This is a genomic window from Leucobacter sp. GX0328, assembly GCF_053567315.1.
Map to the genome: position 1 here is coordinate 494,747 of NZ_JBSGPC010000002.1, position 16,023 is coordinate 510,769.

General features: G+C 64.2%; 11 protein-coding genes, 3 pseudogenes and 1 riboswitch. Of the genes and pseudogenes, 10 read left to right on the top strand and 4 right to left on the bottom strand.

All coding sequences use genetic code 11. The annotated features are described in order from the left end of the window. Positions 1–55: 55 nt before the first annotated feature. The 4 genes from ACUYTF_RS10465 to ACUYTF_RS10480 all read right to left on the bottom strand — a co-directional run bounded on the left by ACUYTF_RS10465 (position 56) and on the right by ACUYTF_RS10480 (position 7,460). A complete protein-coding gene (locus ACUYTF_RS10465) occupies positions 56–553 on the bottom strand; it encodes a hypothetical protein (RefSeq protein WP_449279753.1) in 498 nt (165 codons plus the stop codon). Positions 554–663: 110 nt separating this feature from the next. After that, positions 664–781: riboswitch (SAM riboswitch) on the bottom strand. Positions 782–1,573: 792 nt separating this feature from the next. Beyond that, entirely contained in the window at positions 1,574–4,723 is a 3,150-nt protein-coding gene (locus tag ACUYTF_RS10470) for a type I restriction endonuclease subunit R (RefSeq protein WP_449279754.1), read from the bottom strand. Continuing rightward, positions 4,723–5,889: a hypothetical protein gene (locus ACUYTF_RS10475; RefSeq protein ID WP_449279755.1), complete on the bottom strand. Its 1,167-nt coding sequence runs from the start codon at positions 5,887–5,889 to the stop codon at positions 4,723–4,725. Before ACUYTF_RS10475 ends, ACUYTF_RS10470 begins: the two co-directional genes overlap by 1 nt. Continuing rightward, on the bottom strand, positions 5,886–7,460 hold the full coding sequence (locus ACUYTF_RS10480; RefSeq protein WP_449279756.1) for a class I SAM-dependent DNA methyltransferase: 1,575 nt from the start codon (positions 7,458–7,460) through the stop codon (positions 5,886–5,888). Before ACUYTF_RS10480 ends, ACUYTF_RS10475 begins: the two co-directional genes overlap by 4 nt. 251 nt (positions 7,461–7,711) lie before the next feature. Between ACUYTF_RS10480 and ACUYTF_RS10485 the strand changes: the two are divergent. The 10 genes and pseudogenes from ACUYTF_RS10485 to ACUYTF_RS10530 form a co-directional block, all read left to right on the top strand. Beyond that, positions 7,712–7,927, top strand: a pseudogene (locus tag ACUYTF_RS10485) (transposase); the annotation flags it as partial. A gap of 64 nt (positions 7,928–7,991) precedes the next feature. Next, positions 7,992–8,938 (top strand): annotated as a pseudogene (locus ACUYTF_RS10490) (IS3 family transposase); the annotation flags it as partial. 91 nt (positions 8,939–9,029) lie between these two features. Further along, complete coding sequence (locus ACUYTF_RS10495) at positions 9,030–10,379, top strand: IS30 family transposase (RefSeq protein ID WP_449279840.1); 1,350 nt, start codon at positions 9,030–9,032, stop codon at positions 10,377–10,379. A gap of 4 nt (positions 10,380–10,383) precedes the next feature. Further along, positions 10,384–10,677: pseudogene (locus tag ACUYTF_RS10500) on the top strand (integrase core domain-containing protein); the annotation flags it as partial. A 548-nt stretch (positions 10,678–11,225) separates the two neighbouring features. Further along, positions 11,226–12,080: a 30S ribosomal protein S2 gene (rpsB, locus tag ACUYTF_RS10505; protein ID WP_449279757.1), complete on the top strand. Its 855-nt coding sequence runs from the start codon at positions 11,226–11,228 to the stop codon at positions 12,078–12,080. A gap of 69 nt (positions 12,081–12,149) precedes the next feature. Then, complete coding sequence (gene tsf, locus ACUYTF_RS10510; RefSeq protein ID WP_449279758.1) at positions 12,150–12,980, top strand: translation elongation factor Ts; 831 nt, start codon at positions 12,150–12,152, stop codon at positions 12,978–12,980. 170 nt (positions 12,981–13,150) lie between these two features. After that, on the top strand, positions 13,151–13,870 hold the full coding sequence (pyrH, locus tag ACUYTF_RS10515; RefSeq protein WP_434144175.1) for a UMP kinase: 720 nt from the start codon (positions 13,151–13,153) through the stop codon (positions 13,868–13,870). Positions 13,871–13,926: 56 nt separating this feature from the next. Then, positions 13,927–14,481 carry a ribosome recycling factor gene (gene frr / locus ACUYTF_RS10520; protein WP_434144177.1) on the top strand — a complete coding sequence of 185 codons (555 nt, stop codon included), beginning with the start codon at positions 13,927–13,929 and terminating at the stop codon, positions 14,479–14,481. A 3-nt stretch (positions 14,482–14,484) separates the two neighbouring features. Then, positions 14,485–15,405, top strand: coding sequence for a phosphatidate cytidylyltransferase (locus ACUYTF_RS10525; RefSeq protein WP_449279759.1), 921 nt, complete (start codon positions 14,485–14,487; stop codon positions 15,403–15,405). A 47-nt stretch (positions 15,406–15,452) separates the two neighbouring features. After that, complete coding sequence (locus ACUYTF_RS10530) at positions 15,453–16,007, top strand: DivIVA domain-containing protein (protein WP_449279760.1); 555 nt, start codon at positions 15,453–15,455, stop codon at positions 16,005–16,007. Positions 16,008–16,023: the final 16 nt, after the last annotated feature.

Here is a 16,023-nt window from a genome sequence, read left to right on the forward strand (position 1 = left end):
ATGCGAGTGGCTCCGGGAGCTCACAGCCGAGGGGCCATTCGAAGTAGCACCGCGCTCAGCCGCGTCGAACCTCGGTCGGATCGAACATCGGCGATCCCAGCTCCTCGCGGAGCTGTCGGTAACGCCGAGCCGTCACGCCCTTCTCGATGAGCTCTCGCGCCCGTTCGGGGTAACCGAAGACTTCTGGCAAGACGCCTGAGCGAAGCGTCGCCAGAGCTTCTGCGCGCACCTGCGAACCAGGGTGCACGAAGCCGTGCGGCTCGTAGTGGAAAAGGTTCCAGCACCAGGCTGTCGCTTCTCCCCGTGTCAGACCGGACCAGCGGCCCCGTTCCACGACGTCGCCGGCGTTCGGCTGATCGAACGCCGCCTCGAACTCGGCGAGGTCGGCCTCGCGGCGTTCGATCGAGGCGAGCTCGCGCTGCCGCTCGAGCTCCTGCGCCGCTGCTTCGATCATGGCCGCGACCTGCTCCAGGCTGAGCGGTCTGTCATCGTCCTTGGACGTAAATCCGATAGGTGGGTGCTCACGGAGCACTCGCTCGGCCTGCCCGCCCATGACGCGACCGGGTATGGCTCGCAGCCCGAGGACGCTCCACCACTCATTGTCCAGCAGTCGACGCTTTGTTGCACTGGGCATGAGAACAGCCCCTCTCCGGGGCATTGCCCCATCGAATCTTGCGGCATGAGATTTCGTGCCGCCCGTTCTTCCCCTGGGACACCCGGGAATCGATGGATTCGGGTTGTCGCGCGACCGGCCAGGTACCTACGGTCACGACTCTTGAACGTATGTGTGAGCATAGCGCACTTTCGGGCAAGCATCAGAGCAGCGTAGTTGCTGATACTAGATCGCTAGCGCACCCTTGTCCGTGCTATCGACGCTTCCCTAATGAAGGACTTCCCCCAGACACTGTCCGAACCCCGTTCACGGCGTAGATGGCTTTATCAACACCGCTTGCCTTGGGTCGGCTCTTACTTTTGCGCTTCTTACGTGCCATGGCATCAGCAACTGCTTTCTTGACTTGGGCCTTAAGCTTGCGTTCTTCCTTGCTCAGCTTGTTTCTTGGCGCGCCGTCCTTCGCTCGAACTTGATGATTGTCCGACCCATCATCGGCTTGCTTTGTGAGCGGGCCGCTAGGTCGTCGGCGCTTCGACTCCTTGATGTCCTCTGCGCTGGAGGACCCCTTGCACCGCTGTCCGCGACTATCGTGGTGAATTGACATGAGGCCTTCAGCTGTTAGGCGGTGTTCCTCTTGGCACGATCGACAAACTGCCGCGTATCGCTCTCGACGCTCCCTTGCTGTTCGGTGCGACCCGCGATTTGCCATACGTAGATCCCACTGTTGAGCTTGAACTACTTCGCGGATCACACGTTCATCCTCGGGCCGTGGTTTGGTGAGAGACGAAGCACATACATCGCCCGATGCTGAATCTCTATGGAACGAGTACTTTCCACTGCTGAGTATCACCAGCTCAGAGCACAGCGAACACCGCGCGTACTTCTCCCGTTTTTTAGAAGTCATGTCACTCCCTCGTGTCAGACATATTCGTGCCGCGTTCTACGCAGTCTGACGATTGCTCATAGAAACCTGTGTTCCTGTCTGGACCCATCGGCGAACACCTCGGCCTGCTTCAGCACGAGCTCGACCGCGGTCTCCTCCGAGTCCGGCGGATAGTCGTAGCGTGCCAGGATTCTGCGCACCTTCGAGCGCATCGTCGCGAGCACCGACTCCTTCAGGTTCCAGTCGATCGTCGCCGACTGCTGCACCGACTTCACGAGATCCCGGGCGATCGCCTTCAGCGTCTCGTCGCCGAGCTCCAGCACGGCTGCGTCGTTTTGTACGACGGCGTCGTAAAAGGCGACTTCGTCCTCGCGGAGCCCGAGAGCGTTGTGCCGGGCCTGATCGTCGCGAACCTGCTTCGCAAGCTTCACGAGCTCAGCGATGATCTCCGCAGTCGACAGAGACCTGTTCGTGTAGCGCTTCACCGCCTCGTCGAGCATCTCCGAGAACTTCCGCCCCTGCACGATGTTCTTGCGCTGCACCGTGCGGATCTGGTCGTTCAGGATTCTGCGCAGGAGCCCCATCTGCAGGTTCGGCTTGTCCTTGCCTGCGAGCGAGTCCAGGAACTCGTCGCTCAGGATCGAGATCTCAGGTGTCTCGACGCCCGCCAGCTTGTAGACGTCGACGACGTCCTCGGCGGCGACCGCCTCGTTGAGCAGCTGCCCGAGCGCAGTGTCGATCTCCACCGCGCCGGAGCCGCCCTTGCCGGAGTCTGGGTTCAGGATCTTCAGGATCGCCGCGCGCACGTCCGTGAACAGTCGCACATCATCACGGATCGCCGCTGCTTCATCGCGTGCGCCAGCGAGAGCAAACGCCTTCGCCAGCGCGAGCACCTCGTCGTTGAACCGCTTCGTGCGATCAGGGTCTGCCATCACGAAGTCGAGCACCTTCGCATACTCTGCGAGGCGTTGAGAGGACGACAGCGTGGGCGATGCGTCATACGCGACGCCGTGCAGGATGCCGCGAACGACGTCGTGCTTCTCCAGCATCGCGTTCACGATCTCCTCGATCGGCACGCCCGCCTGGTCGCGATCCGAGGGCGAGTACTCCTGCAGCGCCTCCTGGAGGTTGGCGAACAGCCCGATGTAGTCGACGATCAGCCCGCCGGGCTTGTCGCGGAACTTGCGGTTCACGCGTGCGATCGCCTGCATCAGCCCAGCGCCCTGCATCGTCTTGTCGACGTACATCGTGTGCATCGACGGCGCGTCGAAGCCGGTGAGCCACATATCGCGCACGATCACGAGCTCCAGAGAATCATCGGCGTTCTTCGCCCGGAGCTTCAGGTCCTTGCGCACGTCCTTCGAGTGGATGTGCGGCTGGAACTCCGCGGGATCAGCCGCAGACCCGGTCATAACGACTTTGATCTTGCCCTTCTCAGGGTCGTCGGAGTGCCAGTCAGGCCTGAGCGCGACGATCTTCTCGTAGAGGCGCACGGCGATGCGGCGGCTCATAGCGACGATCATGCCCTTGCCGAGCATCGCCTCGCGGCGCTTCTCCCAGTGGTCGACGATGTCCTGCGCCACACGGTCGAGACGCGATTCCGAGCCGACGATCGCCTCCAGGCGCGACCAGCGCGACTTCGCGGCGGTGGCGGTGTCTTCCTCCACGGTCTCGGTGATCTCGTCGGCGAGCTCGTCCAGCGCTGCGAGATCAGCGTCCGAAAGCTCGACGCGGGCGAGCCTTGACTCGTAGAAGATCTTCACCGTGGCGCCGTCGTCCACGGCGCGTGTGAGGTCGTAGACGTCGATGTAGTCGCCGAACACGGCACGGGTCGATTTGTCGTTCGACTCGATCGGAGTGCCCGTGAAACCGAGATAGGTCGCCCCGGGCAGCGCATCGCGCATGTGCTTCGCGAGGCCCGCCTTCAGTCTGCCATGGCGGTCGAGCGTCTCGCCGAAGCCGTACTGGCTGCGGTGCGCCTCGTCGGCGATCACGACCACGTTCCTGCGGTCGGTGAGGACCGGATTAGTATCCCCGTCCTCGCCAGGGGCGAACTTCTGGAGCGTCGTGAACACGATGCCGCCTGACACGCGCCTGAGCTTCTCGCGCAGGTCTGTGCGCGTCGATGCCTGCACCGGTGTCTCTGGCAAGATGCGCGCCGGTGCGAAGGTCTCCCCGAACAGCTGGTCGTCGAGATCGTTGCGGTCGGTAATGAACACGAGCGTCGGGTTCGCCATGCGCGGGTCCCGCATGATCTTTGCCGCGTAGAACACCATCTCGAAGCTCTTGCCCGAGCCCTGCGTGTGCCAGACCACGCCGCCTCGCCGATCGCCGTCAGGGCGCGAGGCGGACACCGTGGACTCGACCGCGGCATTGACCGCCCAGTACTGGTGGTACTTCGCCACGCGCTTCACGAGCGTGCGCGTCGGTTGGCCGGTGCTCTTGTCGGTCACGGTCTCGTCGCTGAACACGACGAAGTTCTTCAGGATGTCCAAGAACCGCTCGGGAGCAAAAACCCCCTTGACGAGCACCTCAAGCGCGGGGCGGTCGGTGACGACGTCGCGCCCCTCGATCGTCTTCCACGGCGCATAGTGCTCGAACGCGCCTGAGTAGCTGCTCATCGCGGCCGACATGCCGTCAGAGATCACCGTCACCGCGTTCGGCACGAACACCGACGGGATGTCCTGGCGGTACGTCTGCACCTGGTTCCACGCTGATTTGAGCGTCGCATTCTCCGCCGCCGGGTTCTTCAGCTCCAGCAGCGACACAGGCAGGCCGTTCAGCATTACGAGCACGTCGGGGCGGCGGTTCTTGCCGTTCTCGATGATCGTGAACTGGTTGATCGCGACCCAGTCGTTGTTGCTCGGCTCGTCGAAGTCGACGAGCTGGAGTCGCGTCGTGCGCAGCGTGCCCTCGGCGTCGCGATGCTCGACCGGCACGCCCTCGACGATCAGCCTGTGAACGCGCGCGTTCTCGTCGATCGCGCTCTGCGACTCGGCGCGCCGCAGCGTCTTGACCGCCTCAGAGATCAGCGCAGGGCTCGCGTCAGGGTTGATCCGACGAATCGCTTCCCGAAGTCGACCCCAGAGGATCACGTCCTCGTGGGACTCTCGCTCGGAGGACGGCTCGCCCGGTGCGATGTCCGGTCCGTGCAGCACTGCGTAGCCGAGTTCCGCGAAGTACTCCAGCGCGGCCTGCTCGACGACGTTCTCGTTGAAGGAGGTCATCAGGGAACCTCCACGTCTGCAACTCGGATGCGGCCTGAGAGGAGTTCGGGCAAGAGAGCGTCGCGGAGCTCAGTTAGTCGCTGGTTCTCGGACGAGAACGAATCAACGCGCGCAAGGAGCCCACGGGCAACAGACGAGAAGGCCTCCTGCTCCGCAGCTGATACAACAGGCGCCATCCAAGTTGGCATCGCATCTTTTGCAAGATGGAGCACCGTAGTTCCCGTGACGTGATTGCGGCAGTGCTGCCGGAACGATTCGCTGCTTAGAAGTCCGAGGAGATACTCGACAGGCATTGTGTCTTTCGGGCGGAGAATAGCGAGATCGAGCGAAGCGACGAGCGTGTTGTGCGCCTCGCTAATTGGGACACGCACCCCGCGACCTACCACCTCTGCTCCTTGGGTTAGGTCGGTTTGCGCCACGACGATCTCACCAGGAGCTACCACCTGCTCGGTCTTGTACGGACCAACGTAGGGCTTCAGGCCATCCTGTTTATACCCGCCGTTGCGGTCGATGCTCTTGAGCGTCACGAGCGCAACAGGTGACTCTGATAGCTCCGCACTCTTATAGGAGCGACCTCTTGTGATCGTCGCGACGTCACTCAACGGCAGATTAGAAATGGATCGTGAAGACTCCAAGAGGCGAGAAAACTGCGCACTGAAGAGCCTATCCAGGAGTGAAATCGCCCGCCGGTTCGACTCGATCTTGTCGTCGAGTGCGCCGAGCGTCGCCGCGATCGCGCGCTGCTCTTCGTAGGTGAAGTCAAGAACCTCGAAATCCTTAACGACAGACCAGGAAGCACGTGGCATTCTGGTGCCTTCGGATGAGGAGGTTGCAAGATCTGTGAACTCTTGCGAACCGGCGACGTAGAAGACAAATCGCGGATCTACCCCTGGCTTGGGTATAAAGACCCAAAGATCTGTGGAACAAATCCCGCGTAGGTTTTGGGACCAACCAACCTTACGAAAGTATGGGCGAAGTTTGCCGTAAATCGTGTCGCCCGGCAGAAACTCCTGTTTCGTGCTTGCCACTGAGGCAGGATCACCTGGTGTACTAAATCGGAGAGCGCCCGGCTCAAAGTGCTCGAACCCAAGATACGCATCATAGTCGCTGAAGTTTCTCGGTTGGACGACTGACTTCCTGATCGTGGCCAATTCTGCGAATTTCATTCGGAAAGACCACCCAGCCGACGACGGACCTCATTCTCAAGTTCTCGCCCGCGCTCGAACTCCGCAAAAAGCTCGCTGGTAAGGCGTTCGATCTTCTCGTCGATCGGCTCGTCGTCGTCATCGGCCTCCTCGGTGCCGACGTACCTGCCCGGAGTAAGCACGAAGTCGTGCTTCTCGATCTCCTCGATCGTCGCAGACCTTGCAAAACCGGGAACGTCCTCGTACTCACCGTCGTGGTTCCGCCACTCGTGATAGATGTCCGCGATTTTCGCAATGTGGTCATCCGACAGCACGCGCAGCTTGCGAGTCTCCATGTCGCCGAGCTTGCGCGCGTCGATGAACAGCACCTCGCCCTTACGAGCACGGTGACCGTTGCCGTCGCGCCCCTTCGACACGAACCACAGCGACACCGGGATGCCCGTGTTGAAGAACAGCTTGTCCGGCATCGCCACGATGCAGTCCACGAGGCCCGCTTCTACGAGCCTCTGGCGGATCTCGCCGTTCCCTCCTTCTTTGGAACTGAGTGAACCGTTCGCGAGGACGAAGCCTGCGGTTCCGTTCGGTGCCAGGTGATAGATGAAATGCTGGGCCCAAGCGAAGTTGCTCCCTACCTTGCCCGGTGCGGGCGTGCCGTACTTCCAGCGAGGGTCGTCCGCGAGGCTCGCGTCCCACCACTCCTTCTGGTTGAACGGCGGGTTCGCGATCACGAAGTCCGCACGGAGGTCAGGATGCAGGTTCTCGGTGAACGAGTCAGCCGAACGCACGCCCATGTCAGCCTCGATGCCGCGCAGCGCGAGGTTCATCTTCGCGAGCTTCCACGTCGTGTCGGTGAACTCCTGGCCGTAGACGGAGATGTCCGTGCGCTTGCCGCCGTGTGCCTTCACAAACTCGGCCGACTGCACGAACATGCCGCCGGACCCTGCCGCGGGGTCGTACACGCGACCCTTGTACGGCTCCAGCATCTCGACCAGCGTCTTGACGACCGAGCGAGGCGTGTAGAACGCGCCGGCGTCCTTGCCGGTCTCCTTGCCTGCGAACTGGCCCAGGAAGTACTCGTACACGCGGCCCAGCACGTCGTCTGCGCCATGGTCATCGGTCTTCGTGAAGCCGATCGAGCCGATGAGGTCGACGAGCTCGCCGAGGCGCTTCTTGTCGAGCCCGTCGCGGCCGTAGTTGCGCGGCAGCACGCCCTTGAGTGTCGGGTTCTCCTTCTCGATGAGATCCATCGCGGTGTCGATGAGTTCACCGATCTCAGGCTGCTTCGCCGAGTCCTGGATCGTGCCCCAACGCGCCGCGGACGGCACCCAGAAGACGTTCTGGCTCGTGTACTCGTCGCGGTCTTCCAGGAAGCCGTCGATGCGCTCGGGCTTGATGCCCTCAGCCGCGAGCTCGTCCTTGAGCTGTGCGCGGCGCTCCTCGAAACGGTCAGAGATGTACTTCAGGAACACAAGGCCGAGCACGACGTGCTTGTACTCGCTGGGCTCCTGGTTGCCGCGGAGCTTGTCCGCCGCGTCCCACAGGGTCTGCTCAAGGGTTCGTTGTGGCTTGGCCGTGGCCGACTTTCTCGCCATATTTCGTTATCTCCTTCGCGCACGATCGCGCTTCCAGATGAAGTATCAGGTGTTAGGAGCGATCCTATCGAGGGCCTACGACACTGCTAAACGAAGCGCCCGAACTGCGCTGGCGATGACCCGGGTCGTGGGCCGCGTCCCGTGGGGTGGTGTAAATCCGGGAGTTCGTGTGTCACCGAGATGACAGACGAGTCATCGTGCGATGGTCAGTGAGAACGACCAAGTTACTCACAGTTAGGACACATCACACGATGACTCTCAACCAGTCTGCCCTGATCGAGCTTTTGAAGGAACTCGAACTCACCGACACCACTGAACGCATCCGACTTCTCACCCAACGCGCCTTTCAAGAACTCATCAACGCGGAAGCCGAGACCGTGATCGGTGCGGCCCCTTACGAACGCTCCGAGAACCGCGCGACTCAACGCAATGGCACCAGGCCACGCACGCTCTCAACCACTGCGGGAACCTACCCCCATTTCTTGGACGCGCTAATCCAGCATCGCGCTGGAGAAAGCGAGAATGTCAGCGATGGCAAAGAACAACTACAGCGAGGACTTCAAGCATCGCGCGGTCGACTTGTACGAGTCGACCCCGGGCGCCACGCTCCAGGGCATCGCGAACGATCTTGGGATCTCTCGCGGCGCGTTGAAGACCTGGACGCGGAAATACGGCACTGGTCAACGCTCTGATCCACTCCCCAGGACTGAAACCACTGAGCGTCCTGAGTCGCAGTCGGCAAGGATCCTCAGGCTCGAAAGCGAACTGGCAAAATCACGGGCCGAGGCGCGCAAACTCGCTGAGGAGCGCGACATCCTCCGTCAGGCGGCGAAGTATTTCGCCGGGGAGACGAACTGGTGAACCGCTTCCAGTTCGTTGAGGACCACAAGGACGCGTGGAGCGTGAAGCGGTTGTGCGAAGTGATCGAGATCGGAAGGTCCTCGTTCTACGCCTGGGTGGCCGCAGCTGGCGGGCGGGCTGAGCGTGCTGCAGCGGATGCGGCGCTGGCCGCGAAGATCCGCACCCTGCAAGACCCCGCGCAGGGTGGTGACCGAGCCTATGGGGTGCCGAGGATCACCGCCGACCTCAACGACGGCCAGCCGTATGCCGCGCGCGTGAATCACAAGCGTGTCGCACGGGTAATGCGCGAGCACGGGCTTGCCGGGATCCGGCTCCGCAAGCGCGTGCGCACGACGATCCCGGACCAAACCGGGCGCAGGTTTCCCGACCATATCGGCCGAGACTTCAGGATCGGGGCGCCGGGCTGCCGGTACGTGGGCGACATCACGTACCTTCCGATTGCTGACGGCACGAATCTTTACCTCGTGACCGTGATCGATCTGGGAAGTCGGAAGCTTGTCGGGTGGGCAATGGCCGACCACATGCGCACCGAGCTCGTGGAAGACGCGCTGAAGCTGGCCTGGGGAGAGCGTGGCTCGCTGCGGGGAGCGATCTTCCACTCAGACCATGGATCGGTCACTGGGCTCAACCGGTGGAAGCAACACCTGATCGGAGGGTGTTGTGGGAAGACCATCGAACTGGGTGAAAGAAGTAACCGGGCGAGGACCGATGCGGTCACCCGGCGCGCCCTCGCACCCGCGAGAGAAGGAGCGTGAGTTCTGGGGCAAGATCAGCACCGGGCTACTCCCGACCGAGGCGGGCATCGCGATCGGCGTGGCGCCGGTCATGGGGTCGCGGTGGTTCCGAGAATCAGGGGGTATGTCACCGTATTCATGGCCGACGCCGTCGGGCCGCTATCTGACCCTGGCTGAGCGCGAGGAGATCGCGATCCTGAAAGCGACGGGCGCCGGGGTCCGGGCGATCGCGAGAGCGCTGGGACGCAACCCGTCGACGATCTCTAGAGAGTTACGCCGAAACGCCGCGACGCGAGGCGGGAAGCTGGACTACCGCGCCTCGGTCGCGCAGTGGAAGGCGGAGCTGTTCGCACGAAGACCGAAGATCGCGAAGCTGGCCGCGAACCCTCGGCTGCGCGAATACGTTCAGGAGCGGCTCTCCGGCCAGATCCGAAGACCGGACGGCAGCGTCGTCGCCGGGCCGGTGTCACCGCAATGGACCGGGAGGAACAAACCTCACCGGAAGGACCGCCAGTGGGTTTCGGGGTGGAGCCCGGAGCAGATCGCGAACCGGATCAAGCTCGACTTCCCCGATGATGAGAGCATGCGCATCAGCCACGAGGCCATCTACCAGGCGTTGTTCATCGAGAGCCGCGGCGCTCTGAAGCGCGAACTCATCCTCTGTCTGCGCACCGGACGGGCGCTGCGGATGCCGCGGGCGCGGTCCAAGCGAGTGCCGTGGGCTCACGTCACCGCCGATGTCCTGATCAGTGAGCGGCCCGCCGAGGCGGAAGACCGAGCCATACCTGGTCACCACGAGGGCGACCTCATCATCGGGACCAACAGGTCCGCGATCGGCACCGTCGTCGAACGCAGCACAGGGTTCACCACGCTCGTTCACCTGCCCCGCGAGGACGGCTGGCGGGAACAGCCGATCATCAAGAACGGGCCGGCACTCTCCGGTTACGGCGCACTGTCGATGAATAGGGCGCTAGCGACAGCGATGAGGGCGTTGCCAGCGGAACTCAAACGTTCCCTCACCTGGGACCGCGGGAAGGAGATGTCCGCTCATGCCCAGTTCGCGATCGAAACCGGCCTGACGGTTTACTTCGCCGACCCGCACAGTCCCTGGCAGCGTGGCACGAACGAGAACACGAACGGGCTACTACGCCAGTACTTCCCGAAAGGCACCGATCTCTCACGGTGGACCCCGGACGACCTCGCAGCCGTCGCCCACGCGCTCAACACGCGACCTCGTAAACGACTCGGCTGGCGCACTCCGGCTGAGGCTCTCGACGAGCACCTACACTTGCTGCAAACAGGTGGTGTTGCGACGACCAATTGAATCCGCCGTCTACACATCGAGGGCGTACGGGAAGCTCTGCGAGCAACTCGGCGTGATCCAGTCCATGGGCGCGGTCGGTTCATCCGCCGACAATGCTCTCGCGGAATCGTTCAACGCTGCGCTCAAACGCGAACTCCTCCACGGCGAGGCGGTGTTCGCTGACGCGCCGACCGCGTACCGGGCCGTGTTCGGGTGGGCGAACCGCTACAACACTCGAAGGCGGCACTCCGCGCTTGGCAACATTGCTCCGAACGTCTACGAGGCCAACACCTCCGCTACGCTACCCATGGCGGCATAACCACCTGTAACACCGTGTCCACGATCAAGGGTCAAGGCCCCCTGCTCCTCCAGATAGTCCGCCGCGAGCGCTTCGCCGAGGGCGCCGAGCTCCTGGTTCCTTCCCGTCCGCCGGGGCCGCACCCGGGATTCCGTGCTGTTCATCCCGCACCTCCTGCCCGCCATCGTCGGCGATCGCGAGGCAACGGGAAAGCGCAGAACGCTCGATGTGAGCAAGTAGTGCCGTAACTTCGCGATCGGCGTGCTGTGGAGGAAGAATGCGGGCAGCCCGGGGCGCGCACGGCGGCAAGCGGAGCACCCGGCGCACGCCGGGGAACGGATCGAGGCCGACGCGGCATGTCGATGTGATGAACGGGGCCGTTCTCGGTGCTAGACTATTCCGAGCACCTCGCACGAGGTGACTTCGCGTGCCCGAATGCCGTGGCCGCACCACCGGTCTTCTTCACGAAGCGGTGCGGCGCGCGGGCACCAGGATTCGGCTGCGACCGCAGCCAGAATGACAACCGCAATCGCGCGCCCGTTCGGGGTGCGCAGAACAGGAGACCGGCCATGGCCGTCGTCACCATGCGCCAGCTGCTCGACAGCGGCGTCCACTTCGGACACCAGACCCGTCGCTGGAACCCGAAGATGAAGCGCTTCATCTTCGCCGAGCGCTCGGGCATCTACATCATCGACCTGCAGCAGTCGCTCGGCTACATCGATGCCGCGTACGAGTTCGTCAAGAACACCGTCGCCCGCGGCGGCAACGTGCTCTTCGTCGGCACCAAGAAGCAGGCCCAGGAAGCGGTCGCCGAGCAGGCGACCCGCGTCAACCAGCCCTACGTGAACCAGCGCTGGCTCGGCGGCCTCCTCACCAACTTCCAGACCGTCACCGGTCGCCTCGAGCGCATGAAGGAGCTGGAGCAGCTCGACTTCGAGGGCACCACCAGCGGCTTCACCAAGAAGGAGCTGCTGCTCAAGAAGCGCGAGCTCGAGAAGCTCCAGAAGTCGCTCGGCGGCATCCGTCACATGACGAAGACCCCGGCGGCGCTCTGGGTGGTCGACACCAAGAAGGAGCACCTCGCGATCGACGAGGCGAAGAAGCTCGGTATCCCGGTCATCGCGATCCTCGACACCAACTGCGACCCCGACGAGGTCACCTACCCGATCCCGGGCAACGACGACGCGATCCGTTCGGTCGCGCTGCTCACCCGCGTGATCGCCGACGCCGCTGCCGAGGGCCTCATGGAGCGCCACCAGAAGCCGGCCGAGGGCGAAGCCGCCGCCGAGCCGCTCGCCGAGTGGGAGGTCGAGCTGCTGAACGCGGACAAGACCGAGGCTCCCGCCGAGGCCGCCGCCGAAGAGGCACCCGCCGAAGAGGCGCCTGCCGAGGCCGCTGCCGAAGAGGCACCCGCCGCCGAGTAACCTCCCGTACACCGGGATCGGGTTTACTCACTTTCGACTGAATCAACACCTCTGAAAAAGGAGTCACATATGGCTGCAGTAAGCATGGCCGCTGTGAAGGAACTGCGCGAGCGCCTCGGCGCCGGCATGGTCGACAGCAAGAACGCGCTCATCGAAGCCGAAGGCAACATCGAGAAGGCCATCGAGATCCTGCGTCTCAAGGGACTCAAGGGCGTCGCGAAGCGCGGCGAGCGCGAGGCGAGCGAGGGCCTCGTCGCGGTCAAGCAGATCGACGGCTCGGCCACGCTGATCGAGCTCGTCTGCGAGACCGACTTCGTCGCGAAGAACGCGAAGTTCATCGCGCTCTCGGAGCTCGTGCTCGACGCGATCGTCGCCGCCGGTGCGACCACCGTCGAAGAGGCTCTCGCAGCCTCGGCCGGCGAGAAGTCGGTCGACGCGACCATCACCGACGAGGCCGCCATCATCGGCGAGCGCATCGTCCTCCGCAAGGTCTCGCGCATCGAGGCCCCCGCGACCTCGGTGTACCTGCACCAGACCTCGAAGGATCTGCCCCCGCAGATCGGCGTGATCGTCGGGTACGAGGGCGACGACGCGGATGCTGCTCTCAGCATCGCCCGTCACATCTCGTTCGCCGACCCGGTGTACCTCAGCCGTGAGGACGTGCCGGAGGCCGACGTCGAGAAGGAGCGCGCGCTCGTCACCGAGATCTCGAAGAACGAGGGCAAGCCCGAGGCCGCACTGCCGAAGATCGTCGAAGGTCGCCTCACCGCGTTCTTCAAGCAGGTCGCGCTCAACGAGCAGGTCCACGCGCTCGACGCCGACAAGCGCGAGGTGAAGAAGTTCGCCGAAGCCGCAGGTATCACCGTGACCGGTTTCGTTCGCGGCAAGGTCGGGGCCTAACCCCGCATTCAGACCCGGGTCGGTCGGGATATCATCCCGCCGGCCCGGGTCTTGTGCTGCCAGGTGACGGCAGCGCGCCTACAATTGTCTGAGCCTCGCCGCAGGCGCGCCCGCAGGCCGCAGCCTCGGCCCGGGCCGAGATCGATCCGCATCATCCCGAAGGAGATCACATGTCCGAGACCCCCGATCGCAAGCGCCGAGTACTGCTGAAGCTCTCGGGCGAGGCATTCGGAGGGGGCACGCTCGGCGTGAACCCGGACGTGGTGAGCCAGATCGCCCGTGAGATCGCCGCGGCGACCGACGAGGTCGAGGTCGCGATCGTCGTCGGCGGCGGCAACTTCTTCCGCGGCGCCGAACTCTCGCAGCGGGGCATGGACCGTGCCCGCGCCGACTACATGGGCATGCTCGGCACCGTCATGAACGCGCTCGCGCTCCAGGACTTCCTCGAACAGGCCGGGGTGAGCAGCCGCGTGCAGTCGGCGATCACCATGACGCAGGTCGCCGAGACCTACATCCCGCTGCGCGCCATCCGCCACATGGAGAAGGGCCGCGTCGTGATCTTCGGCGCCGGCGCCGGCCTGCCGTACTTCTCGACCGATACGGTCGCGGCGCAGCGCGCGCTCGAGATCCACGCCGAAGAGGTGCTCGTCGCGAAGAACGGCGTCGACGGCGTCTACACCGCCGACCCCAACAAGGATCCGAACGCGACGCTCATCGAGGACATCTCGTACAGCGACGCCCTCGTGCGCGGCCTCAAGGTCGTCGACTCGACCTCGTTCAGCCTCTGCATGGACAACGGCATGCCGATGCGCGTGTTCGGTATGGAGCCTGCGGGCAACGTCACCGCCGCGATCCGGGGCGAGAAGCTCGGTACGCTGGTGCACCGCTAAGCGCTGCACGGCACCGCTAGACTGGGAATATTGACCACAGGAGCAAGGAGAACACCGTGATCGAAGAGGTCTTCGCAGACGTCAAGGACCGCATGAACAAGGCCGTCGAGTCCGCGAAGGAGGGCTTCGCCACGGTGCGCACCGGCCGCGCGAATCCCGCGCTGCTGCAGAACGTCCTCGTCGATTACTACGGTACGCCGACTCCGCTGCCGCAGCTCGCCTCCGTGCAGAACCAGGACGCCCGCAGCCTGCTCGTCACCCCCTACGACAAGGGCGCGATGAAGGACATCGAGCAGGCCATCCGCGACATGCCGAACCTCGGCGCGAATCCCTCCAACGACGGCACCGTCATCCGTCTCGCACTGCCCGAGCTGACGCAGGAACGCCGTAAGGAGTTCGTCAAGATCGTCAAGAGCAAGGCCGAGGATGCACGCGTCGCGATCCGCAATGTGCGCCGCCATGGCAAGGACGAGTTCGACGCGCTCAAGAGCGAGGTCGGCGAGGACGAGGTCGCGCGCGCCGAAAAGGAGCTCGAAGCGGTGACCAAGCAGTTCATCGACCAGATCGATGACGCGCTCAAGCGCAAAGAAGCCGAACTCCTGGAGGTCTGACACGTGGCGGGCTCGGAGCGGCGCGACGATATCCGGGCGCATTTCGAATCGACTCGGGCGCAGCTCGAGGAGACGAACGCCCGCATCGAAGCACGCGCCGGTCGCAATCTGGTCTTCGCGGTCGGCACGGGCCTGCTCTTCGGCGCGGTCTTCCTCGCCAGCCTGTTCTTCCTGAAAGAGCTCTTCGTCGTGCTGGTCGCGGCGCTGGTCGCCGTCGCGCTCGTAGAGCTCGCGGCCGCCTTCCGCACCGCGGGCAGGCGCGTGCCCCGCGTCGGGGTCGTGCTCGGCGGGCTCCTGGTCGTCGGCGGCGCCTACTTCTTCGGAGCGGAGGGCATGCTGCTCGGCCTCTTCGCCGGCTCGGCGCTGCTCATCCTGTGGCGGGTGCTCGAAGGCGTTCTGCCGGGCGGCATCGTTCCGCGCCGCACGCTCGTGCGCGACGTGTTCTCGGGCCTGTTCACGCTCGTCTACGTCGCGTTCCTCGCGTCGTTCACAGTGCTGCTCGTCGACGGCGCCCGCGGGGAGTGGTGGGTGTTCTCGCTCGTCGCGGTCGTGGTCTCGGTCGATGTCGGCGCGTACGCCGCCGGCGTGACGATGGGCAAGCACAAGATGACGCCGCGCATCAGCCCGAACAAGACGTGGGAGGGCTTCGCGGGAGCGGCCGTCGTCGCGATGGGCGTCGGAGTGCTCACGTCGGTGTTCGCACTGCATCAGCCCTGGTGGCTCGGTCTCGTGCTCGGAGCGGTCGTGCTGCTGACCGCGACGGGCGGCGACCTCACCGAGTCGCTCATCAAGCGCAACCTGGGGGTAAAAGACATGAGCTCATGGATTCCGGGCCACGGCGGCTTCCTGGACCGCCTCGACTCGCTGCTGCCATCGGCAGTCGGCGTGTACGGCATCGCGCTGCTCGCGGGGGCCGTCCAATGAGCGGGAGCACTCAGCCTCGCACCGGGCGGACCCGGCACAATAGTGGGGTGCATACGGCTTTCCCCCTCGCGACCGCCCGTGAACTCGGCTACCAGCCCGACCAGGTCGAAGCGTTCCTCGAGCGCGCCCGATCGAGCTACGAAGGCGGCGCCGGCAGCGGCGGCGCCATGACGGCCTCCGAGGTGCGCAACGCCTCGTTTTCCGTGAAGAAGCGCGGCTACTCCGCGCGTTACGTGGACGCCGCGCTCGACCGGCTCGAAGAGGTCTTCTACGAGCGCGAACGCCGGGCCGAGGTGCGCGCCAACGGCGAAGAGGCGTGGTGGAACGAGACCCGCCGCCTGCTCTCCGAGGTCCGGGGGCGCATGCAGCGCCCGCGCGGCCGTCGCTTCCGACGCCGGGGCGTCTTCGCGACCGGATACCGCCGTTCGCAGGTCGACGCCTTCCTCGACCGCGTGGCCGACATGTTCGAACGCCGCGAGCTGAGCATCGCACCGGCAGAGGTGCGCGATGTGGTGTTCCATTCGCAGTGGCGGGGCTACGACGAGGATCAGGTCGATGCCGTGCTCGACGCCGTGGTGGAACTCATCCTCGCAACGCGGTAATGCGATTTCGTTGCCA